Origin of the sequence: Paraburkholderia sp. IW21 (genome assembly GCF_041321145.1) — a bacterium.
GTDB lineage: Bacteria > Pseudomonadota > Gammaproteobacteria > Burkholderiales > Burkholderiaceae > Paraburkholderia.
Map to the genome: position 1 here is coordinate 210,141 of NZ_JBGGWA010000005.1, position 20,210 is coordinate 230,350.

Below are 20,210 nucleotides of genomic sequence, written 5' to 3' on the forward strand. Positions count from 1 at the left end.
AGGAGCAGGCCAGCCTTTTCCGAGGTATCGGCCCGCGCCGGCCGATACCCGTCGGCATGGCGTGGCGGCCGTCAGCGATGAGCACGTATCCGCGCCTCCCGTTCCGGCAGTCTGGTCCGCGCCCTGCGCTTATCCGTGGCGGAGTCGTGGGCCGGTTGATGCGCGGCATGACCGCGTTCGGCGTCCTGTTGGCCCTCGGGTTCGCATTATGCGAAAGCGCTCCGCGGGTGTGGGTCGCCGAGGCCGCCGTTGCGCCCAATAGCGTCGTGGTCATCCCGGTGAATGGCGCGATCGGTCCGGCCAGCGCCGACTTCATTGTGCGCAGCCTGCAACGCGCCGTCGACGAACACGCGCAACTCGCCGTGCTGCAACTCGATACACCCGGTGGACTGGATACGTCGATGCGGCAAATCATCAAGGCGATTCTCGGCTCGCCAGTGCCGGTCGCCACGTTTATCGCCCCAAGCGGCGCGCGAGCGGCCAGCGCCGGCACCTATATCGTCTACGCCAGCCATATTGCGGCGATGGCCCCGGGCACCAACCTTGGCGCGGCGACGCCGATCCAGATGGGCATCGGCGGCGCCGAGCCGCCTGCGGGCGGCGGCGGCATGCCTGGGATGCCGGGTACGGGCGCCGGCGCCGGCGCCCAAAAGAACGAGCCCGCAGCGCCTGCCTCAGCCGGGTCGACGCGCCCAGCCGCCTCAGCCAACGCAGCCAGCTCGCCCGCTGCCACGAGCGCGCCCAGCGCCGCCCTTCCGCTCGACACCCAATCGACCGAAACGCGTAAGCAAGTCCACGACGCCGCCGCCTACATCCGCGGCCTCGCGCAAATGCGCGGACGCAATGCCGACTGGGCCGAGCGTGCGGTGCGCGAAGCCGTCAGCCTGTCGGCAACCGAGGCACTCGCTCAACACGTGGTCGATCTGAATGCGCGCGACGTACCCGACCTCCTGCGTCAGGTGGATGGCCGCACGATCAGCACGAGCCACGGCGAGGTCAAGCTAAGCACGGCCAACGCGCCGGTCGTCACGCTCGAAGCCGACTGGCGCAGCCATTTTCTGGCGGTCATCACCGATCCGAACGTCGCGCTGATTCTGCTGATGATCGGCATGTACGGCCTGTTCTTCGAGTTCGCCAATCCGGGTTTCGTGCTGCCCGGGGTGGTCGGCGCGATCAGTCTGCTAGTGGGGCTCTTCGCCATGCAGATGCTGCCGGTCAATTACGTCGGACTCAGCCTGATCTTTCTGGGCGTCGCGTTCCTGATCGGCGAGGCGTTCCTGCCGACTTTCGGCTCGCTCGGCTTTGGCGGGGTGGTCGCGTTCGTGATCGGCGCACTGATGCTGATCGACACCGAGGTGCCCGGCTACGGCATTCCGCTGCCCTTGATCGCGGCCGTGGTCGTGTTCAGCGTCGTGTTCGTGTTCGGGGTGTCGAGGCTCGCCTTGCGCGCCCGACGCCGGCCCGTGGTGACCGGTTCGGAAGCGATGATCGGCAGTCTCGGCGTCGTGCTCGACGGTGGCCTGCTGCCAGAGGATGCAACGGCAGGCGGCACGCTGGCCGGTTGGGCGCGCGTGCACGGCGAACGCTGGCGGGTGTCCAGCACGGCCCCGGTCGCGGCCGGTCACGCGGTGCGCGTCACTGCGCGGCGCGGACTGACGCTGACCGTGGTGCCCGCGGAAGCAATACAACAAGGAGAACGCTCATGATCGGTTTCACATTCGGCTTCAGCAGCATTCTGATTCTGCTGGTGGCCGCGCTGATTGCTTCATCGATACGGATTTTTCGCGAGTACGAACGCGGCGTGGTGTTCATGCTCGGGCGCTTCTGGAAAGTGAAAGGCCCCGGCCTCGTCCTGATCATCCCGATCGTGCAGCAGGCGGTGCGCATGGACCTGCGCACGGTTGTGTTCGACGTGCCGCCGCAAGACGTGATCACGCGCGACAACGTCTCGGTGAAGGTGAACGCGGTGGTGTATTTCCGGGTCGTCGATCCGGAGAAAGCGGTGATACAGGTGGCGCGTTATTTCGAGGCGACCAGCCAGTTGTCGCAAACCACGCTGCGCGCGGTGCTCGGCAAGCACGAACTCGACGAACTGCTGGCCGATCGCGAGCAACTGAACGCCGATATCCAGAAGGTGCTCGACGCACAGACCGACGCGTGGGGCATCAAGGTGTCGATCGTCGAGATCAAGCACGTGGACATCAACGAAACGATGATCCGCGCGATTGCCCGTCAAGCCGAAGCAGAGCGCGAACGGCGCGCCAAGGTGATTCATGCGGAGGGCGAATTACAGGCTTCGCAGCATCTGCTGGAAGCGGCGCAGACGCTCGCGAAGCAGCCGCAAGCCATGCAGCTGCGCTACCTGCAAACCCTCACCACGATCGCCGCCGACAAGAATTCAACCATCGTGTTTCCGCTGCCGATCGATCTGCTGAGCGCGGTGCTGGATCGCTTCAGCAAGCCGTCTGTCCCTTGATCCGGGGAGGCTGCGATTCCACTTTGGGTCACTGGATGAAACGGTGCATTGCCTTCAATCGTCTTACTCGAAATGCAGGTGAAAACTAAAGTGTCGGGGTTGTGTTCAACCGCTCCTAGGAGCTCGTCATGAAAATCGCTTCTCAAGCAGGACTCGGCGCGCTGCTAGCCGCCGTTTGTATGAGCACCGCGTTTGCGCAGACATCGGCGCGGCCTTACGATCCGTCGGCGCCGAAAACGCGTGCCGAAGTGAAAGCCGATCTGGCCGATTGGCGCGCCGCCGGTTACGATCCGCTCAACTGGATCGACTACCCGGACAACGCGTTACGCGCCGGCCGCATCGTCGCCGCGCGGCGGGCGCAGGAATCGGGCGGGACGATGACCCAGTAGTCAGTTTGGCGATCACGCGGCATGCCGGGCTGCCCGCGACTGCAACGGTCGCGGGCGACGTTGGCCTTGCATGCCTTTCCTGCTGGCCTGCGTCTGCCTGAACCGGTATCGTCCGCTGTCCCGTCCTCCGCCTTCCCGCCCTCTCGCCTTCCGCAACATCGCGAATTCGCTTGCCGCCCCACCCGGCGCGCTGGCAAGGTATCATCTCGCCCCTTCGATAAACCCGGGAGACCCGCCTCATGGACGCCATAAAACAATACTTCGGCTTCGACGCCGCCGGCACCAACCTGCGCACCGAAGTGCTCGCCGGGGTGACCACCTTCCTGACGATGGCCTACATCATCTTCGTCAACCCGGCGATTCTCGGCGACGCCGGCATGCCGAAAGACGCCGTGTTCGTCGCGACCTGCATCGTGGCCGCGCTGGCCTCGCTGATCATGGGCGTCTACGCGAACTATCCGATCGCGCTCGCGCCCGGCATGGGTCTGAACGCGTATTTCGCGTACACCGTCGTGAAAGGCATGGGCTTTACGTGGCAAGCCGCACTCGGCGCGGTGTTCATCTCCGGCTGCCTGTTCATGATCGTCACGCTGTTTCGCGTGCGCGAAGTGATCGTCAACGGCATTCCGCATTCGATACGCATTGCCATCACCGGCGGTATCGGCCTCTTTCTCGCGATCATTTCGCTGAAGTCGGCCGGCGTGGTGGTCGGCAGTCCGGCCACGCTCGTCACACTCGGCAATCTGCACAACTCGCATGTCGTCCTCGCGGTGGTCGGCTTCTTCGCGATCGTCACGCTCGATTATCTGCGCGTGCGCGGCGCCATCCTGATCGGCATTGTCGGCGTGACGGTGCTGAGCTTTTTCTTCGGCGGCAATCAATTCCACGGTGTCGTCTCCGCGCCGCCGTCGATCACGCCGACGCTCTTCCAGCTCGACATTCGCGGGGCGCTGTCCAGCGGCGTGCTGAACGTGATTCTCGTGTTCTTCCTCGTCGAACTGTTCGATGCGACCGGCACGCTGATGGGCGTGGCCAATCGCGCCGGGTTGCTGGTGGAAGGCAAGATGCATCGGCTGAACCGCGCGTTGCTCGCCGACAGCACCGCGATTCTGGCGGGTTCGATGCTCGGCACCTCGTCGACCACGGCATATATCGAAAGCGCCTCGGGCGTGCAGGCGGGCGGGCGCACTGGCGTAACCGCGATCACCGTCGCCGTGCTGTTCCTCGCGGCGCTGTTCTTCGCGCCGCTGGCGAGCGTGGTGCCCGGCTACGCGACGGCGCCGGCCCTGCTGTACGTGTCGTGCCTGATGCTGCGCGAAATGCTCGATCTGCCGTGGGACGATGCCACCGAAGTCGTACCGGCCGCGCTCACCGCGCTCCTGATGCCGTTCACCTACTCGATCGCCAACGGCGTCGCGTTCGGGTTCATCTCGTATGCCGGCCTGAAACTGCTGACGGGCCAGGCGCGCAAGGTGAAGCTGGTGGTGTGGATCATTGCGGCGATTTTCCTGTTCCGCTACTTCTATCTGGGCAGTGAATGACCGCGGCGGTTAGGCCTAGATCAACGATCGTCTTGTTGACGGCGCCCATTCGGAACACGCAGCCTTTATCATCCGAGGATTAATTAAAACCAACGAACTGGTCACAGGAGTTCCCTGCATGTCCTACAGCCGCACCTCGGACCGTTATACGACGCCCGCGATCTTCTTCCACTGGGCCATTTTTCTGCTGGTCGCGCTCGCTTATCTGGCAATCGAAATACGCGGGCCGAAAGGCTCCGATAGCCGGGTGTTCTGGAGCAGCGTGCATTACTGGGCCGGCACACTGGTGCTGGGGCTGGCGGTCTTGCGGCTGCTATGGCGGCTGTGGGCAAACGCCCCCGCGGAAATCGACAGCAATCGGCTGCTCGCCTTTCTGGCGCGGGCCGCGCATTTCGCCCTTTACGCTTTTATCTTCGCCCAGCCGCTGCTCGGTATCTTGCTGATCAATACCGGTGGACATCCGGTGACCCTCGCCTGGGTCAATGTGAATTACACGCTGGTCGGTGCCGATGCGCTCGCGCGGCCACTGCTCAAGACGCTCCACGTGTGGCTCGGCAATGCGTTTTACTGGGTCATCGGACTGCACGCGCTTGCGGCGATTGCGCATCACGTGGTGCTCAAGGACCGGACGCTGCGGCGCATGGTTTAACTCATTTTTTTCCGATCTTTGACGCTTGCGACACGCGAGACCGTACGCAAGCGCGGATTCACTCAGTTACGCCAGTTCGCTTCGTAAAACCGCACGTAGCCGCTCCTCAGCACCAGGCATTGCGCCCTCGTTTCCGATAGCAGACGCCGCGTGGCGGCCTCGATGCGGGCCCGGTGCGTGTCGAATGCGCCGACCATGTCCTCAAGACGCGGCGATGCGGCGCCAAAGTGGTCTTCCAGTGCCTCAGCCGTGATCATGCACTCCACCCTCTGCCCATCAACCATCGCCGGGAACGCCAAGGTAAGTTCGCGACCTGAATATTCAGGTGTTTCGTTCGGGAAAATGATTTGCATGGGAGTTCACCTAAAAGGTTGGTGCTGCGCATGGTTCGATGGGTAGTGCGCACGCTGGTTGAGCCTGGTCGCGCCTGCAGCGCTTTTCCTCCTTGTCGAATGCTGATGGCACGGGATCGTCACCTGCCGGCGCCGACGACGATGTAGTTCGCGCCGCGCGGAGGTGATTTGATTCACTGTAGACGAGTTCGGGCGCGGCGCAAGTTTTCCTTGTTGTTTGCCTGATTTTGATGCCTCGCGCGTTTTTTTGGGGTGTGGTCCCTGCACGCGTAACGATGCTTTTTCCCCTGCCGCGCAGCTTTCGCTTCGCCCTGTTTCGTCCTGTAATATCGGTGTTCGACCGTCAGCGCGTATGTTGCAGTGCGCCACGCAACGGCGGGCAACGTACCCGCCGGGTCCGATCACCGGAGACATGCATTGATCCATCGTCCTGCCACGCCGTCCGCCATCGGTCGGCCAGATGTCATCGCGCAAGCTCATGCCCGCTCGCTCGAAGTCGGCCTGCGTGCGTCGGAAACGCCGGACTTTCATCCGTTGCGCCGCCTCGCGCTGCGTGAACTCGTCGATCGCAATCAGTCGCTTTATACCCACGCGCTCCCTGTGATGGAGACGCTGCACGCGCAGATCGTCGACACCCAAAGCATGGTGCTCCTCACCGACAACCACGGCGTGATCCTCCATAGCCTTGGCGACAGCGACTTCGTCGAAAAAGCCAATCGCGTCGCGTTGTGTCCGGGCGTGTCCTGGGCTGAAGCCGATCGTGGAACGAACGCGATCGGCACGGCCCTGGTGGACGGCCAGCCCACCGTCGTGCACGCTGGAGAGCACTTCCTGCACGCGAACCGGATTCTCACCTGTTCGTGCGCGCCCATCGCGGATCCGTTCGGACGGACTATCGGCGCGCTCGATGTCAGCGGCGACACGCGCGGCTTTCACAAGCACACGCTCGCGCTCGTGCGGATGTCGGCGCAGATGATCGAAAATCATCTGTTCTCCAATCAATTCGCCGACGCCATTCGCGTCCACTTTCATGCACGTGCGGAATTCATCGGCACGCTCTTCGAAGGACTCGCGGCGTTCGCGCCGGACGGCACTTTTCTGTCGGCGAATCGCAGCGCGCTGTTTCAATTCGGGCAGCCGCTCGCCGATCTGAAAGGGCAACCGTTCGACGCGCTGTTTGGTATCGCATTCCCGAGGCTGCTGCAGCAGATCGCCCGCACCCCGGGCGAAAGTATCCTGCTGACGCTGCCGAGTGGTGTGCGCGTGGTGGCGCGCGGCGAATATTCGACGCCGCGGTATGTCGCATCGGCAGACGGCTTTTCCGGCGCGGCGCGCACTGCCCCTCTTGATGGCGCACGTGCCGCGGCTCGGCCCAGCGAGCCGGCGCCCCTCGCCACACTCGAAACACTCGATACCGGCGACGCGCAAGTCTCCGCGATCCTGCGGCGAGTCGCCAAGCTGCGCGGACGCGACATTCCGATTCTTGTTCTCGGCAAAACCGGCACCGGCAAGGAGTGGCTCGCCCGCGCGATCCATCACGATTCGCCGCGGCGAGCCGCGCCCTTCGTTGCCCTGAATTGCGCATCGTTGCCGGATACGCTGATCGAAGCAGAGCTATTCGGCTACGAAGACGGCGCTTTCACCGGGGCCAAAAAACGGGGCAGCGTCGGTAAGATCGTGCAGGCCGACGGTGGCACGCTGTTCCTCGACGAAATCGGCGACATGCCGCTCGCCCAGCAAGTACGGCTGATGCGCGTGCTGCAGGAGCGCACGGTCGTGCCGCTCGGCGGCACACGGGCGATTCCGGTCGATTTGCGCATCGTCTGCGCGACCCACCGCAATCTGCGCGCGATGATCGAGGCGGGCACCTTCCGCGAAGACCTGTACTACCGGATCAACGGCCTCGTCGTCACCTTGCCGGCGCTGCGCGAGCGCAGCGATCTGGCGGCGCTCGTCGAGCGCATGCTGGAATTGCAGCCGGATGGCGAGCGCTTGCCGCGACGCGTGTCCGAGGAGGTGCTGGAACGGTTTGAGCAATGCCGCTGGCCGGGCAATCTGCGGCAGCTGGCGAACGTGTTGCGCACCGCGAGCATCATGGCTGAGGGCATGAAACAAATCGAACTCGAGGATTTGCCGGAAGACTTCCTGCAGGATTGCGTCAGTCACGACAGCGATAACAACGAGCCGCCAGTGAACGGTGCAATGCCGCTCGATGAAACCCGCGGAGCCCGCTGCATCCCCGCCGCGGGCGACACGTCGGCGTCGCCCGCGCGAATGGACGAGTGGCAATCCACGCTGATCGCGCAAACGCTCGCAAGGCACAGCGGCAACGTGTCGGCGGCAGCACGCGAGTTGGGGCTGGCACGCAACACGGTGTACCGGTATTTGCGCCGGGGTCGCGCGGGTTAGTTGCGCACGCAACAGCGTGCATCCCCCGGCTCTTGCATCAGCGGGCATAGTGGTTGACCCGATGACATTGCGATGTGAGTGTCTGAAGCAAAACGGCCGTGCGAAGCCGCCGTTTTGCTTTCGTATCGCCGCGCAACGGCGCTTCAGGCACCGACAGCCCAATACTAAAGTTCGCTGAGGGCAGACCAGGCACCGCCTTGCAGCTTCGACCCAAGCACCGGGGCGTCAGCCGTCGCGCCGCGAACGATCAACGTCGGTTCGGCGCTATTGTTTCGAACGAACTGCGGCGCGCCTTTGACGGGCCCGAGGTCCGTGGACATGCCGTCTTTCCAAACGCACAGGTTGGGATATTCACGACTAAAACTCGTGTTGAATTCGAACCACTTCTCGGGCCCGCAGTTGCCCGCGACGATCAATTTGTCGGCTGCAAATGTCGCCGTTACATTGATCCAATCCTCTCTTAGGCCGAGTGCGCTTCTGGTCCAGGTTGTGTTCGCCGACAGCGCCCCGGGTGACGACTGCCGGTGAACGATGAAGTCGCTGGTTGATCGCGCAACCACATCTTTCGTGATGACAGTCACGCTACCGTCCGCGGCGCTCAGCATGATCGGATCCATATGCGATCCGGCCTTGATGGCGACGTCGCGGAAAATAGGCTGGCCGGGCTGAACCTGCGACCGCATTAAAACCAGACCCACCGGCGCGGCCTTCCGTACCGCGATGGCCAGCGCACCGGAGGCATCCTTCACCATGGCCGGCTCACCGACTCCGGACAAGCCCGTCGACTGCCAGGCGCCCCACCCTCCGCCAATCCCGGCTTCGGCGCGATACAGGACGCTTCTGTCGGCCGACCGGGCAGCTACAGCTAGGCGCCCGTCGCTGTTTGCCAGCACCTGAGGCGACGAAACGATCACCCGGTCGCTCCAGGTTGCAGCAGGCCGCCATCCGCCGCCAGCCTCCGAAGCCACATGGAGAACGTCGTTTTGCGCAGTGCGCACGAAAACGGACGGCCGTGCATCGGCGCTCGCAGCGACCGCCGGCACCCCCGCGAATCGTCCTTCGATCGGCGCCCCCGTGCGCGACGATCCATTCCAGATATGCAATTTATTATCTGCATTGCCCACGTAAGCCACGATAGGGTTGCCTTTGGAATCGGCCGTGCCTGCCTGGCCGGCTTGTGCGCCGGGGCCGTCCGTGTTGCGCGTCACAATGTACTGGGATCGGAGCCATTTCGATTCCGCGTCCGCCGCCCACGAACAAACAGGCTGTGCCGAGGAAGAGGCGCGGGAACAGCTGTATTGGCTGTCGTGAATGCCGTACCACGCCGCCACGCGCGATTTCGCGTCGGCCTCGGCAGAAGTCAGATTCGCTGCCCTGCCGGCGGCCGGCTCGCCCACATAGAACTGCGTCGCCGCCGGCACGCCTGAAATGCGCAGGCTCTCAAGCGCCAGTTTCGCGCCGGCGACACGATCCGGATGATCGTTGTTTTCACCGCATAGGCGGCACAATTTTTCATATGCAGTCTTGATTGAGGGATCGTGCGTGACGAGGATGTTCGGCTGATAGTTTTTAATCAGCTGGCCAAGCGTGACCTGGAAACTGGACTTGGTATAGCGCTCGAGACTGCTTTCAGTCGTTTCTTTATCCGCCACTCTCACCGGATAGGCTCGGACCTCGTATTTCACGTCCGACTCCATGCGGCTCAACGGTGTATGGCTGCCCCAGCCGATGCCTTCCCAGGCATCGTCAACCCCAAGATGGACATGGGTGAGCCGGCCGTTGGGGTGGGTATGGCGCACCGGTCTGTGACCGTTGACCTCCAGTCTGTCCTGCGCCCAGTGGACCGATTCCGGCGCGGGCGCCCCACTCATGGACGACCATGCGGTCAACGCGCCCAGATCACGTTTTGCTGAGTATTCCCAGGTTTGTTCACTGAGCTTGCCGTTGGTGATGTAGACAACCTCGGCGCAAGCGCCCCGCTCCAGATGGCGTTGCAAGTCGGTCTGCATAAAAAACAAATCGTCGTTCTGATGCGCGACAATGGCTTGAACCTTGTAGGCACATGCTGGTGCGATTGGGGCGTTCGCCACAGCGTCGCGACATAAAGCAGTACCAACTATGAGTGCAATTAATGTATAGCGCATGATTAGTGTGACTCCGCGGAAGGAAGTCAAAAACTAACATCGCGAATAAAAAAATTACACAAGCCTTACTGTCGCAGGGCGTCGGTTAACATCACGCTTATCCATTGCGATGTACAGTCGACATTTGGCTTTTCGCTCACCCGCGTCGCATCCATTCATGCCTGACACCCCAAACCCTTTTTTGGTTCGCGTCGAGCCGCTCGGCCAGAGCTTCGAGGCGCCTGACTCGCTCACCATCCTTGAAGCCGCCGGTTTTGCGAATCTGCGTCTGCCGCGTTCGTGCCGCAACGGCACATGCCGAACGTGCCTCTGCAAAATGACAGCTGGACGCGTGCGCTACACGATCGAATGGCCGGGTCTCAGTCGCGAAGAAAAAGCGGAAGGCTATATCCTGCCGTGCGTAGCGGTCGCGGAAACCGACGTGGTGATCGAAGCGCCGGACGCGGTTGAATTACCGCAACGCTAATACAGTCGTCATGCGCCGTCGGGGCGCCGTCAGCACATGCCCGGCTCGCCTGCTTCCGGCGAGAGCCGGCGCAGGAAGCAGGCACACCCTCAAGTCCGCCGCAATGCAGCGCGGCGGACGACATTACATTCAGTCTTATCGCCCGTTGCCCATGGCGCGGGCGATTTTCTTGTCGGTGGTGTACTGGCTCAACGCATACACCGACCAGATTGCAGCCGGAATCCAGCCGATCAGCGTGATCTGCAAGATCAGGCAGATGATCCCGGCAACCGGACGGCCAATCGTGAAGAACTGAAACCACGGCAAAATGATGGCAAGCAAAAGGCGCATTCAGATTTCCTGTTTGTAGTTTGTATTGACCCGGCAGTGAGCGTTCTTCGATTGCAAGTGCAAGTAAAAGCGCACCCGCAATCGTTTGAACGAGGCCGCCTAATTGATCGGTGCGAAGCGCGGCATCTTGATGCCATCGATTTCGACCGGCTCGAAAAACACCGAAGCCGGACGCGTCCAGATCGTACCATTGCTGGCTTTGTAGACGATCATCGTGACCGTCGGGTCGGACTCCAGCGTGGCCTCGCAAACCAGCTCGTAAATGCCGCCTTTGTAGTGCCGGTAGCGCACCATTCGCATCCTCCTTGAATTAAAACCCACAGCACTCGTCACGCACGGCCAGGGCAAAAAACCGTCAGCCGCCCTCTTTCATCTGCTTCAGAATCTTATAGACGGTGGCGCGCCCCATCGTCAGCACGGCGGCCACGTAATTCGCGGAACTGCGGCCGCGAAACGCGCCTTGCGCATGCAGCGCCTCGACGATTTCCCGCTTGTGTTCGCGCGTGAGCGCATTGATGCCGATTTGCCGCTCCCGCAGCCAGGTGTGCAGGAACGTGTTGATGCGGTCCTGCCAGTCGTCGCGGAACAGTTCCTCCGCCGGCGCGTCAGTCAGATTGCCACCTTTGATGAACAGATCGAGCGTGGAGCGCACATCTTCGAACACCGCAATGTTGAAGTTGATGCACAGCATGCCGGCCGGCTTGCCGTCGTCGTCGAACAGGATGTTGCTCACGCAACGCATGCGGCGGCCGTCCCAATTGAGCTTCTCGTACGGCCCGATCGTCTGGCCGCGCGCCGCATAGTGAACTTCATCGAGCACTGAGGGGCCGCCGACTTCGAGCTTCGACAGGTTGTTCACGAGATATGCGATGGTTTGATCGCGCAGGTCGTGAATCACCACTTCGGCGCACGGGTAGAACAACGCCGCGATGCCATCCGCGATGGGCGCGTAGCGGTCCAGCAGCAGGTCTTTCACAGGAGAGACGATTGTCTTGCGCATTGGAAAATCGCAGTGTTCGAGGGATGCGGCGCCGCTTTCGCAAAGGCGAACCGATACGCAAGCGCCGGGCTTACAGCCGGCAAGCAGGGCAAGCCTTGCAAGCGCGACCATGCCGGCAGCCTTGCGCGGCAACTCGCCATTGTAGCCACCCCGGTCCGCGGCTGCGACCACGGCGGCATTGCGAAGGCGCGACAATCTGATTTAGAGTCGGACGCGGCGCCTGGCGAGCCAGGCCGGGCGCGCAATCCAACCACACGACCCATTCGCGCACGCAGCGGCATAAAGATCAAAGGGACCATGGATTTCGACGTCATCGTATTGGGAGCGGGGATCGTCGGCGTCTCGACCGCGCTGCATCTGCAGGATCGCGGCCGGCGCGTCGCGCTGATCGACCGTCGCGGGCCCGGCGAGGAAACCAGTTTCGGCAATGCCGGGTTGATCGAACGCTCGTCGATCGTGCCGTATGCGTTTCCGCGGCGCTTCGGAACACTGCTGCGCTACGCGCGCAATCAGTCCACGGACCTGTATTGGGACTACAAAGCGCTTCCCTCGTATGCAAGCTGGCTAGTGCGCTTCTGGTGGGAGTCGGAACCGTCACGACTCGCCGGCGCTGCGCGCGACATGTTGCCGCTGATCTCGCGCAGCGTCGCCGAACACGACGCGTTGATCGCCCGCGCGGGCGTCGGCGAGCTGGTGCATGACGGCGGCTGGATCGAGGCGTTTCGCAGCCGAGCCGTGTTCGACAGCGAAGTTCGAACCAGCACCGAATCCGCGCGCGAGCACGGCCTGCGCATGACGCCGCTCGACGCCGCCGCCTTGCGCAAGCGCGAACCCGGCCTTGCCGAAGGTTTTGCGGGCGGGTTGCATTGGCACGACCCGAAAAGCGTCTCGAACCCGGGCGCGCTAACAAAAAGCTACGCGCGGCTCTTTGAAACCGAAGGCGGCACCCTGCTCACCGGCGACGCCACCACGCTGCGCGAAGAAAACGGCGCGTGGACGGTCGATACGGTAAGCGGACGCATCAGCGCCCAAGAGGTGGTTGTCGCGCTTGGGCCGTGGTCGGACACGGTATTCGCGCCGCTCGGCTACCGCATACCGCTGCGCGCCAAGCGCGGCTACCACATGCACTATCAGCCGACGCAGACAATGCTGTCCGTGCCGGTCGTCGACAGCGAACAAGGCTATGTGATCGCGCCGATGCAGGGCGCGCGGCTGCGGCTGACCACCGGCGTCGAGATCGTCCGGCGCGGCACGCCGCCGACCGGCGTTCAGTTGGCACGCGCCGAACGGCTCGCGCAACCGATTTTCGGCCTGGGCGCGCGGCTCGATGCGGCGCCGTGGCTCGGCATGCGCCCTTGCACGCCCGACATGCGGCCCGTGATCGGTCCGGCGCCACGGCATCGAGGGCTGTGGTTCGCGTTCGGCCACAACCATCACGGGCTGACGCTCGGCCCCGTCAGCGGCCGCCTGCTCGCGGAAATGATGACGGGCGCCGCGCCCTTCGCGGATCCGGGGCCGTATCGCGCGCAGCGCTTCGATTGAACGCCTGAACGCATGCATGCGGCCACCGCAGCTTGGGGTGGCGGGAGATTTTTTTTCGCGCGATGAAAGCACCCTCTAAAAACCCCCGCCAGCTGGGCGGTTTGCCCGCGCCTGGAACTTTTTGCTATCCAATTAGCCCCATTTAGTGCATCATATTGAAATAGCTGTATCCCGCATCTGTTGCACCGGCAGCACCAATCGGCATCTCCGCACCATCCCCGGCTGTTCGACCGCCGCCTGTCGGCGATCCCGTCACTCCGGCAATGCGCCGCATGCATTCGCCGTCGCGAGTTGTGCCGCTGAGTTGTTCAGCTTTACGCGCTGATGTCCGCGCGACATCAGCGCGTTTCTTCTCCATCGAATCCGCGATTTTGCGCGGTAGCGCTCAAGCCCTTGCCATCGGGCCTGTGCCAACCTTTTTTCCATGGCGGCGCGCCCCAAGGTGCAGCGCTGCCCGGCCTGTCGTGCCCCGCGTAACGCGCGTGTCACAGCGGCCACGTAATACAGGACAAATGCTTTATGAATTCAGTTGTCAAGACATACAAGGGTTACGAAATTCACCCGCTCGTCTATCCGCGCCGCCCGGCGGACGGTCAGACGAGCCGCAATCCGGACGCAGGCTACGACGCGTCGGTGCGCATCTGCCGCGTAGGCACCAATCCGGCAGCCGACGGGCGTGTGTTCCGTCTGCAGTACCTGTTTCCGTTCGACGGCACGGGCAAGGCGCGCATTGCGTGCATGGCCCACGCCGAGCAATTGATCGACGGCCGTGTAGACGGCCAGTCCGTCGCCGATCTTTGAGCGGTATTATCAGCACATCGGCAGTATTTGCTGTTACCGCAGGACAGACGGCCTGAAATGGCCAGCTGTCAACCGTATCCGATGTTGTGCCGAGCGGCTTGGCCGAACGACCAACACCCCCTTATCCCATCGACCAGGAGTTATGCATGGCGAAAGAAGAACTGCTTGAACTTGACGGTATCGTCGACGAAGTACTTCCGGATAGCCGTTACCGCGTGACGCTCGACAACGGCGTCGTGGTTGGCGCTTACGCGTCCGGACGCATGCGCAAGAACCACATCCGAATTCTCGCGGGCGACCGCGTGACGCTTGAACTGTCGGTTTACGATCTGACCAAAGGCCGGATCAATTTCCGTCACAAAGACGAGCGCGCTACCGGTGGCGGCGGTGCTCGCAATTCGCAATTCCGTCGCCGTTAAGGCCGGCGGCACGCTGACCGTTCATTGAGTTGCTCGTTGAGCAGATTTCTGATCGGTCCTTGCGTGTCCCATAGCTGTTTGTTGTTCGCGAAGCCTTTCGCGCGCCTTCTCAGGCTTGACTCCTTGATTCGAGCCTGAGCGGCGCGCTGCGGCATCGCATGAGTTTCACAAGTGTTTTGCGCGCTGTGAATGAACGATCGCTTCGCCGATCGACTTGCACGTCGGCCGAGCACCCTCGCCGCGCTTCGCGCTTTCTGTCGCGAACGGGTGTTTCGCACCCTTGTGCGCCGTCCCGCTTCTGGTTACAGCCCGAACACCGCTCCGAGATCCTCTCCCGCGGCGCTTTTGCGCACCTGCTCGCGCACCTGCTCGCGTACCTGCTCGATTACCCGCTCCTCCAACTCCGACAAATGCTCGTGCATCGCCGCTAAGGCCGTATGCAGCTCGCCCGCGTCGAGCGCTTCAATGATTTGCGTGTGCTCGTCCGCGGAACAGGTCGAACCCTTCGACGGGTCGAATAACGCCTTGTACAACTCAGTCTTCGCGACGAGTTGCCCGACCAGCCCAAGCAACGCCGTACCACCCGCCAGTTCCGTCAACAACACGTGAAACTGGCCCGCCAGCCGCACGGATTCATCGATCGCGCCCGCGCGGAGCGCCTTTTCCTCGCTGCGCACATGGGCGCGCAGACGGCGCTTGTGAGCCGCGCTCAGCGACCCGCATAAAGCCGCGACGATGCCCGCCTCGACGATCTGCCGGGCGCGATACACCTGGCGAATATCCTCTTCCGACGGCGACGGCACGAACGCGCCGCGATTCGCCTCGAGCACCAGCTTGCCTTCGAAGCCGAGCCGCGCGAGCACCTTGCGCAACGCGCCGCGCGTGCAGCCGAACGCCGCGGCGAGATCGCGCTCGACCAGTTGTGCACCCGGCCGCAGCCGACCTTGCAGCAACGCCGCGGTAATCGACGCATAAATGCGCGCCTCGACGCTGATCGAATCGTCTTCGAACGCTTGGCGGATGGGCGTTTCGGGATCGGCGGACGACGCACGCGGAGAACGGGAGGCCATGGATTCAGTAACGGAGAGTGGAGCGATATCGCCCGGCATTGTAGCGACGAGGGATGGCAGACACCATCAGGTTGCGCTCGGACCTATACCGGACATCAGATAAATGGTTAACCATTTCAGGTTATTATGGTTGACCAAAATAGTCTCTCGGGTCTTTTTTCACGCCGGTCGAGCCTCCTCGCCGGCCATGCCGCCCTCGCCGCGCAGCATTTCTTTGCGCGTGCAGGCGGTGCCAACCCTCGCATTCAGGTCCATTGTGAATTCGCACTCCAGCGCCAGTTCGACCCCAACTCATGCAAACGACGCATCCCATGCGCTGACGTGGCGGGACGCGTCCTGGCTGTGCGCGATCATCGTGATCGGCATCAATCTGCGCCCACTGCTGACGTCGATCAGCCCGTTGATGACGACGATCCGCGATGCAACCGGGCTGAGCTTTTACGGCGCGTCCTTGCTGACCAGCGTGCCGGTCGTCGCGATGGGCATCGGCGCATTTGGCGCGGGCGCGCTAACCCGTTCGATCGGCGAAACGCGCGGCGTCGCGCTCGGTTTGCTGGCGATCGCGCTTGCGTGCGGCGCCCGCTGGGCGGCCGCCAGCGGCGCAGCGCTGCTCGCGACGGCGGCGCTCGCGGGCGTCGGTGTCGCGGCGATTCAGGCGCTGCTGCCCGTCGTCATGAAGCAGCGCTTTCCCGCACGCGTACCGTTGGCGATGGGGGTGTTCTCGGCATCGATCATGGGCGGCGGCGGCCTGGGTGCGCGCTTGAGTCCGTGGGTGAGCGGCGCGATGGGGTCGTGGCACGCGGGGCTCGCGGTGTGGGCCGTTCCTGCTTTGGCCGCGCTGCTTTACTGGTTGGGTTTGAATCGTCGGCCTTCGCGCGCCGCCGCGGCGCAGGCGGCTCTGCGGCACGCGGTGGCTTTTCCGCTGTGGCGTAAGCGGCGGCCTTGGACACTTGGCTTGTACTTCGGGATCGTCAACGGCGGCTATACCAGCCTCGTCGCGTGGTTGCCAGCGTTCTATCAGCAGCGTGGCATGAGCGTCGCGGATAGCGGCTCGCTGCTTGCCAGCATGACGGTGTTTCAAGCCGCATCGGCTTTGCTGTTGCCGGTTGCCGCTGCACCCTTTCGGGATCGGCGGCCATGGTTGATTCTCGGCTTGTCCGCCCAGTTGGCAGGGTTTCTTGGATTGATTTTTTGGCCGGGCGTGGCGCCCTCGATGTGGATCGGCGTTGCCGGCGCCGGGCTCGGTGGGACTTTCTCGCTGACGCTCGTGACCGCGATGGATCATTCCGCCGATCATCGCGTTGCGGGAAGGCTGGTCGCGTTTACTCAAGGCGTCGGGTTTGTGGTGGCCGCAATTGCGCCGGTGTTCGCCGGCGTTCTTCGAGGTGTGAGTGGTTCGTTTATCACCGCGTGGGGCATGCTCCTCGTTGGCGTCGCCGGCATGATCCTGGTGAGTTTTCTGTTTTCACCTCGAAGCTATCGGGAATGGGAGTAAGAGTGTGAGTGCCTGTCCTCCGCGCGGCCGCACATCCCATGCGCCGCGTAGGTGCATCCTCCTCGCATGCCCCGTTCGGGTGCGGCCCCGATTGCCTCCCCGGTCCGTAAGTCCGTGATTACGCTGCGTTCAGCGTAGCGTTCGTCTTCTGGCATACAGGTTGCTTTATTCGTATCCAGTCGTCGATAACCCACACTCCATGCTGCGCGTCCTGCTCGTCACCGATACCGAAAAACCCATTGGCGATCTGCGCGATGCCCTCGCACGACTCGGCTACGAGATGCTGGCCAGCACCGTGACGCCGCAAGCGCTGCACCGCGTGGTTCAAAGCGAGCGGCCGGATGTCATCATCATCGATACGGAATCGCCATCGCGCGATACGCTCGAACAACTCGCCGTGATGAACGCCACCGCGCCACGCCCAGTGCTGATGTTCAGTCACGACGCGAATCAGCAGTTGATCCGCGAAGCCGTCGGCGCCGGGGTCACGGCCTACCTCGTCGAAGGTCTTGCTACCGAGCGGCTCGCGCCGATTCTCGAAGTCGCGCTCGCGCGCTTTGCACAGGAATCGCAGTTGCGCGAACGCCTCGCGCAAGTCGAAAGCGAGCTCGCCGAACGCAAGCTGATCGACCGCGCCAAACGCCTCTTGATGGATCAGCAGAAAATCACTGAGCACGCCGCCTACGCCCACCTGCGCAAGCGTGCAATGAACCAGGGCGTCAAACTCGCCGAAGTCGCACGCGCCGTCATCGCGTCGGCAGACTTGCTCAAATGAAGCGCCGCTCATGAACTCTTTTGCTCCCCTCAGCTCATCTTCCGCGCCCACGCCGCTGGAGAAAACCCATCTGCGGCTCGGTTTCGTGGCGCTCTCCGACGCCGCGCCGCTCGTCGCCGCGAAGCTGCTCGAATTCGGCCACGCACATGGTTTGACGCTCGAGCTATGCCGGCAGCCGTCATGGGCCGCCGTGCGCGACAAGCTGTTGTCGGGCGATCTGGATGCGGCACACGTGCTCTACGGTCTCGTCTACGGCGTGCAATTGGGCCTTGGTGGTCCGCAAACGGACATGGCTGTGCTGATGGTGCTCAATCGCAACGGTCAGGCGATCACGCTGTCGAATCGTCTCGCCGATGCGTTGGCCGAACATGGCGCGCTGCCCAAGGCGCTGGCTACGCTTGGCCGCAAGCCGGTGTTCGCGCAGACTTTCCCCACCGGCACGCATGCGATGTGGCTGTACTACTGGCTGGCGTCGCAAGGCGTGCATCCGTTGCGCGATATTGAAAGCGTCGTGATTCCGCCGCCGCAAATGGTCGCTGCGCTTGCCGAAGACAAACTCGATGGCCTGTGTGTCGGCGAGCCGTGGAATGCAATGGCCGAAGCGGAAGGCGTCGGCCGCACCGTCGCCTATACGAGCGACGTGTGGCCCGATCACGCTGAGAAAGTGCTGGCGTGCCGGCGCGATTTCGTCAGCGCCAATCCGAATGCGGCGCGAGCGCTGGTGCAAACGATGCTGGAAGCCTGCCGATGGCTCGATGGCGCCGGACATCGCGAGGAAATTGCGCGCTGGCTCGCGCGGCCCGAATTCATCGGCATCGACGAAGCGTTGATTGCGGCGCGGCTCGGCAATGAAATCACAGCCTCGGCACCCCAAGGTCTGCCCGTGCGGTTCTTCGACAACGGCGCAGTGAATTATCCGCGAGCAGCCGACGGTGCGTGGTTTCTCACGCAGTTCGAACGCTGGGGCATGATCGACGCGCGCGCGGATTACGCGGAGATCGCCGCCCAAATCAATCAGACGCAGCTTTATCGCGCGGCGGCCGCACGCGTGGGCGTGACGGTGCCTGGCGACGACGGTTCGCAGGTGCTGGTCGACGGCAAGGTGTGGGGCAGCAGCACGCCGTCCGCCGCGTATGCGCGGAGCTTCACCATTCGAAGGTAAGCCGCACGGCAGCGTCACATCGCTTTAGCGCGGGAAACACCACGCTAACCACCCGTGCGCCGCCGGGCATATCGCTCAGTGTGATCCGCTCGCGTTGCGCGGCGATCCTTGCTGGCTAGAAGTTGAAGTTGTCGATATTGCTCGCATCGAACGTGGTCGGCGGTCCCAGAATGATTTCGCCTTGCGGCCCGATCGTGCGCTTGCCCAGCTTGCCGGCATCGAACGATTCGCCTTCCTTGCCCTTGATCGTCCCCGAGGCCAGCGCCGCCGCAGCATAGCCCGCCAGATAGCCGAGCTGATTCGGGTCCCACAACTGGAACGCCTTGACCGTCCCATTCTTCACGAACGCACGCATCTGGTTCGGCGTGCCCAGACCGGTCACCTGCACCTTGCCCTTGCTTGAAGACGACGAGATATAACGCGCCGCCGCTGCAATGCCGACCGTTGTAGGCGCAACGATCGCCTTCAGGTTCGGATAAGCCTGCAGTAAACCTTGCGTTTCGACGAACGACTTCTGGTCGTCGTCGTTACCGTACGCGATCTTCACGAGCTTGATCTTCGAGTACTCGGGCTTCTTCAACTCCTCCTGCATCCACTTGATCCACGTGTTCTGATTGGTCGCGTTAGGCGTGGCCGACAGCACCGCAAACTCGCCCTCGCCGCCCATCAGTTTCGCCACCAGTTGAATCTGACCACGGCCAATGCCCTCCGCATTCGCCTGATTCACGAAAAGCTGGCGGCCTTCAGGCGCCGTGTCCGAGTCGAAGGTCACGACTTTGATGCCTTGCGACATTGCTTTCTTCAGATACGGCACGACCGCATTGGCGTCGTTGGCGGCGATCACGATCGCGTCCTGCCGTTGCGTGATCAACGTGTTGATGTATTGCACTTGCGATGATGCGCCGGCATCCGACGGCCCCACGACCTTGCCCACGCCGTTGAATTCCTTGATCGCGGCCATGCCGCCGTCGTCGGCGATCACTTCATAGGGGTTGTTGATCTGCTTCGGCACGAACGCAATCTTCAGGCCGCTTTTCAGGCCCGCTGCGGACGCGGCGCAACTGGTCGCTACCAGAGCGACGCAGAGCGTGGCCGCGCCGATGTGACGTAGAGGTTTGAACATGAAGCGTCTCCTGCTTTGTTGTTGGACGGAATGCTGTCCGGGTTGTAGGTATCAGGTAAGAGGACG

At 62.9% G+C, this 20,210-nt stretch carries 21 protein-coding genes; 13 read left to right on the forward strand and 8 right to left on the reverse strand.

What is annotated here, in order from left to right; genetic code table 11:
- Positions 1-77 precede the first annotated feature (77 nt).
- The 5 genes from ACAX43_RS14160 to ACAX43_RS14180 all read left to right on the forward strand — a co-directional run bounded on the left by ACAX43_RS14160 (position 78) and on the right by ACAX43_RS14180 (position 5,055).
- Entirely contained in the window at positions 78-1,706 is a 1,629-nt protein-coding gene (locus ACAX43_RS14160) for a nodulation protein NfeD (protein ID WP_370709022.1), read from the forward strand.
- On the forward strand, positions 1,703-2,476 hold the full coding sequence (locus ACAX43_RS14165) for a slipin family protein (RefSeq protein ID WP_370709023.1): 774 nt from the start codon (positions 1,703-1,705) through the stop codon (positions 2,474-2,476). Before ACAX43_RS14160 ends, ACAX43_RS14165 begins: the two co-directional genes overlap by 4 nt.
- 128 nt (positions 2,477-2,604) lie before the next feature.
- Positions 2,605-2,865 (forward strand): DUF4148 domain-containing protein, encoded by a 261-nt coding sequence (locus ACAX43_RS14170; protein ID WP_370709024.1) that lies wholly within the window; start codon positions 2,605-2,607, stop codon positions 2,863-2,865.
- Between the two features lie 239 nt (positions 2,866-3,104).
- On the forward strand, positions 3,105-4,406 hold the full coding sequence (locus ACAX43_RS14175; RefSeq protein ID WP_370709025.1) for an NCS2 family permease: 1,302 nt from the start codon (positions 3,105-3,107) through the stop codon (positions 4,404-4,406).
- A 118-nt stretch (positions 4,407-4,524) separates the two neighbouring features.
- Positions 4,525-5,055 carry a cytochrome b gene (locus tag ACAX43_RS14180; protein WP_370709026.1) on the forward strand — a complete coding sequence of 177 codons (531 nt, stop codon included), beginning with the start codon at positions 4,525-4,527 and terminating at the stop codon, positions 5,053-5,055.
- Between the two features lie 62 nt (positions 5,056-5,117).
- On the opposite strand, the gene ACAX43_RS14185 is transcribed toward ACAX43_RS14180, so the two are convergent.
- A complete protein-coding gene (locus tag ACAX43_RS14185; RefSeq protein ID WP_370709027.1) occupies positions 5,118-5,408 on the reverse strand; it encodes a DUF1488 domain-containing protein in 291 nt (96 codons plus the stop codon).
- Positions 5,409-5,825: 417 nt separating this feature from the next.
- Between ACAX43_RS14185 and ACAX43_RS14190 the strand changes: the two genes are divergently transcribed.
- A complete protein-coding gene (locus tag ACAX43_RS14190; protein WP_370709028.1) occupies positions 5,826-7,817 on the forward strand; it encodes a sigma-54-dependent Fis family transcriptional regulator in 1,992 nt (663 codons plus the stop codon).
- A 164-nt stretch (positions 7,818-7,981) separates the two neighbouring features.
- Here ACAX43_RS14190 and ACAX43_RS14195 read toward each other — a convergent pair whose 3' ends face one another.
- Positions 7,982-9,961, reverse strand: a complete 1,980-nt coding sequence (locus ACAX43_RS14195; protein WP_370709029.1) for a PIG-L family deacetylase — start codon at positions 9,959-9,961, stop codon at positions 7,982-7,984.
- 157 nt (positions 9,962-10,118) lie between these two features.
- Between ACAX43_RS14195 and ACAX43_RS14200 the strand changes: the two genes are divergently transcribed.
- Positions 10,119-10,427 carry a 2Fe-2S iron-sulfur cluster-binding protein gene (locus tag ACAX43_RS14200; RefSeq protein ID WP_370709030.1) on the forward strand — a complete coding sequence of 103 codons (309 nt, stop codon included), beginning with the start codon at positions 10,119-10,121 and terminating at the stop codon, positions 10,425-10,427.
- Between the two features lie 135 nt (positions 10,428-10,562).
- Here ACAX43_RS14200 and ACAX43_RS14205 read toward each other — a convergent pair whose 3' ends face one another.
- From ACAX43_RS14205 to ACAX43_RS14215, 3 genes are all read right to left on the reverse strand, one after another.
- The gene (locus ACAX43_RS14205; RefSeq protein ID WP_370709031.1) at positions 10,563-10,757 is read right to left on the reverse strand and encodes a YqaE/Pmp3 family membrane protein; all 195 of its coding nucleotides are present in this window, start codon (positions 10,755-10,757) and stop codon (positions 10,563-10,565) included.
- Positions 10,758-10,856: 99 nt separating this feature from the next.
- On the reverse strand, positions 10,857-11,051 hold the full coding sequence (locus ACAX43_RS14210; protein WP_370709032.1) for a DUF1653 domain-containing protein: 195 nt from the start codon (positions 11,049-11,051) through the stop codon (positions 10,857-10,859).
- A gap of 61 nt (positions 11,052-11,112) precedes the next feature.
- Complete coding sequence (locus tag ACAX43_RS14215) at positions 11,113-11,757, reverse strand: transcriptional regulator (protein WP_370709033.1); 645 nt, start codon at positions 11,755-11,757, stop codon at positions 11,113-11,115.
- Positions 11,758-12,054: 297 nt separating this feature from the next.
- Between ACAX43_RS14215 and ACAX43_RS14220 the strand changes: the two genes are divergently transcribed.
- Positions 12,055-13,299 (forward strand): NAD(P)/FAD-dependent oxidoreductase, encoded by a 1,245-nt coding sequence (locus ACAX43_RS14220; RefSeq protein ID WP_370709034.1) that lies wholly within the window; start codon positions 12,055-12,057, stop codon positions 13,297-13,299.
- Between the two features lie 142 nt (positions 13,300-13,441).
- Here the strand turns inward: ACAX43_RS14220 and ACAX43_RS14225 are convergent, their stop codons facing one another.
- On the reverse strand, positions 13,442-13,657 hold the full coding sequence (locus ACAX43_RS14225) for a hypothetical protein (protein ID WP_370709035.1): 216 nt from the start codon (positions 13,655-13,657) through the stop codon (positions 13,442-13,444).
- Between the two features lie 161 nt (positions 13,658-13,818).
- Between ACAX43_RS14225 and ACAX43_RS14230 the strand changes: the two genes are divergently transcribed.
- Positions 13,819-14,100 (forward strand): hypothetical protein, encoded by a 282-nt coding sequence (locus ACAX43_RS14230; protein WP_370709036.1) that lies wholly within the window; start codon positions 13,819-13,821, stop codon positions 14,098-14,100.
- A 146-nt stretch (positions 14,101-14,246) separates the two neighbouring features.
- Positions 14,247-14,519 carry a translation initiation factor IF-1 gene (infA, locus tag ACAX43_RS14235; RefSeq protein ID WP_007177610.1) on the forward strand — a complete coding sequence of 91 codons (273 nt, stop codon included), beginning with the start codon at positions 14,247-14,249 and terminating at the stop codon, positions 14,517-14,519.
- 302 nt (positions 14,520-14,821) lie between these two features.
- Here the strand turns inward: infA and ACAX43_RS14240 are convergent, their stop codons facing one another.
- Positions 14,822-15,589 carry a GntR family transcriptional regulator gene (locus tag ACAX43_RS14240; RefSeq protein WP_370709037.1) on the reverse strand — a complete coding sequence of 256 codons (768 nt, stop codon included), beginning with the start codon at positions 15,587-15,589 and terminating at the stop codon, positions 14,822-14,824.
- 256 nt (positions 15,590-15,845) lie between these two features.
- Between ACAX43_RS14240 and ACAX43_RS14245 the strand changes: the two genes are divergently transcribed.
- The 3 genes from ACAX43_RS14245 (at position 15,846) to ACAX43_RS14255 (ending at position 19,021) form a co-directional block, all read left to right on the forward strand.
- Positions 15,846-17,084 (forward strand): cyanate transporter, encoded by a 1,239-nt coding sequence (locus ACAX43_RS14245; protein ID WP_370709038.1) that lies wholly within the window; start codon positions 15,846-15,848, stop codon positions 17,082-17,084.
- A 199-nt stretch (positions 17,085-17,283) separates the two neighbouring features.
- Complete coding sequence (locus ACAX43_RS14250) at positions 17,284-17,859, forward strand: ANTAR domain-containing response regulator (protein ID WP_370709039.1); 576 nt, start codon at positions 17,284-17,286, stop codon at positions 17,857-17,859.
- A gap of 10 nt (positions 17,860-17,869) precedes the next feature.
- A complete protein-coding gene (locus ACAX43_RS14255; protein ID WP_370709040.1) occupies positions 17,870-19,021 on the forward strand; it encodes a CmpA/NrtA family ABC transporter substrate-binding protein in 1,152 nt (383 codons plus the stop codon).
- A 115-nt stretch (positions 19,022-19,136) separates the two neighbouring features.
- On the opposite strand, the gene rhaS is transcribed toward ACAX43_RS14255, so the two are convergent.
- Positions 19,137-20,144, reverse strand: a complete 1,008-nt coding sequence (rhaS, locus tag ACAX43_RS14260; protein WP_370709041.1) for a rhamnose ABC transporter substrate-binding protein — start codon at positions 20,142-20,144, stop codon at positions 19,137-19,139.
- Between the last annotated feature and the right edge of the window lie 66 nt (positions 20,145-20,210).

What these genes read in the sequence shown, in the direction of transcription:
- ACAX43_RS14185 (WP_370709027.1), bottom strand. Translation starts at nt 5,408, where the DNA reads ATGCAAATCATTTTCCCGAACGAAACACCTGAATATTCAGGTCGCGAA.
- ACAX43_RS14175 (WP_370709025.1), top strand. Translation starts at nt 3,105, where the DNA reads ATGGACGCCATAAAACAATACTTCGGCTTCGACGCCGCCGGCACCAAC.
- ACAX43_RS14220 (WP_370709034.1), top strand. Translation starts at nt 12,055, where the DNA reads ATGGATTTCGACGTCATCGTATTGGGAGCGGGGATCGTCGGCGTCTCG.
- ACAX43_RS14240 (WP_370709037.1), bottom strand. Translation starts at nt 15,589, where the DNA reads ATGGCCTCCCGTTCTCCGCGTGCGTCGTCCGCCGATCCCGAAACGCCC.
- ACAX43_RS14205 (WP_370709031.1), bottom strand. Translation starts at nt 10,757, where the DNA reads ATGCGCCTTTTGCTTGCCATCATTTTGCCGTGGTTTCAGTTCTTCACG.
- ACAX43_RS14165 (WP_370709023.1), top strand. Translation starts at nt 1,703, where the DNA reads ATGATCGGTTTCACATTCGGCTTCAGCAGCATTCTGATTCTGCTGGTG.
- rhaS (WP_370709041.1), bottom strand. Translation starts at nt 20,144, where the DNA reads ATGTTCAAACCTCTACGTCACATCGGCGCGGCCACGCTCTGCGTCGCT.
- ACAX43_RS14170 (WP_370709024.1), top strand. Translation starts at nt 2,605, where the DNA reads ATGAAAATCGCTTCTCAAGCAGGACTCGGCGCGCTGCTAGCCGCCGTT.
- ACAX43_RS14230 (WP_370709036.1), top strand. Translation starts at nt 13,819, where the DNA reads ATGAATTCAGTTGTCAAGACATACAAGGGTTACGAAATTCACCCGCTC.
- ACAX43_RS14210 (WP_370709032.1), bottom strand. Translation starts at nt 11,051, where the DNA reads ATGGTGCGCTACCGGCACTACAAAGGCGGCATTTACGAGCTGGTTTGC.
- ACAX43_RS14255 (WP_370709040.1), top strand. Translation starts at nt 17,870, where the DNA reads ATGAACTCTTTTGCTCCCCTCAGCTCATCTTCCGCGCCCACGCCGCTG.
- ACAX43_RS14195 (WP_370709029.1), bottom strand. Translation starts at nt 9,961, where the DNA reads ATGCGCTATACATTAATTGCACTCATAGTTGGTACTGCTTTATGTCGC.
- ACAX43_RS14250 (WP_370709039.1), top strand. Translation starts at nt 17,284, where the DNA reads ATGCTGCGCGTCCTGCTCGTCACCGATACCGAAAAACCCATTGGCGAT.
- ACAX43_RS14160 (WP_370709022.1), top strand. Translation starts at nt 78, where the DNA reads ATGAGCACGTATCCGCGCCTCCCGTTCCGGCAGTCTGGTCCGCGCCCT.
- ACAX43_RS14225 (WP_370709035.1), bottom strand. Translation starts at nt 13,657, where the DNA reads ATGGAGAAGAAACGCGCTGATGTCGCGCGGACATCAGCGCGTAAAGCT.
- ACAX43_RS14215 (WP_370709033.1), bottom strand. Translation starts at nt 11,757, where the DNA reads ATGCGCAAGACAATCGTCTCTCCTGTGAAAGACCTGCTGCTGGACCGC.
- ACAX43_RS14180 (WP_370709026.1), top strand. Translation starts at nt 4,525, where the DNA reads ATGTCCTACAGCCGCACCTCGGACCGTTATACGACGCCCGCGATCTTC.
- infA (WP_007177610.1), top strand. Translation starts at nt 14,247, where the DNA reads ATGGCGAAAGAAGAACTGCTTGAACTTGACGGTATCGTCGACGAAGTA.
- ACAX43_RS14200 (WP_370709030.1), top strand. Translation starts at nt 10,119, where the DNA reads ATGCCTGACACCCCAAACCCTTTTTTGGTTCGCGTCGAGCCGCTCGGC.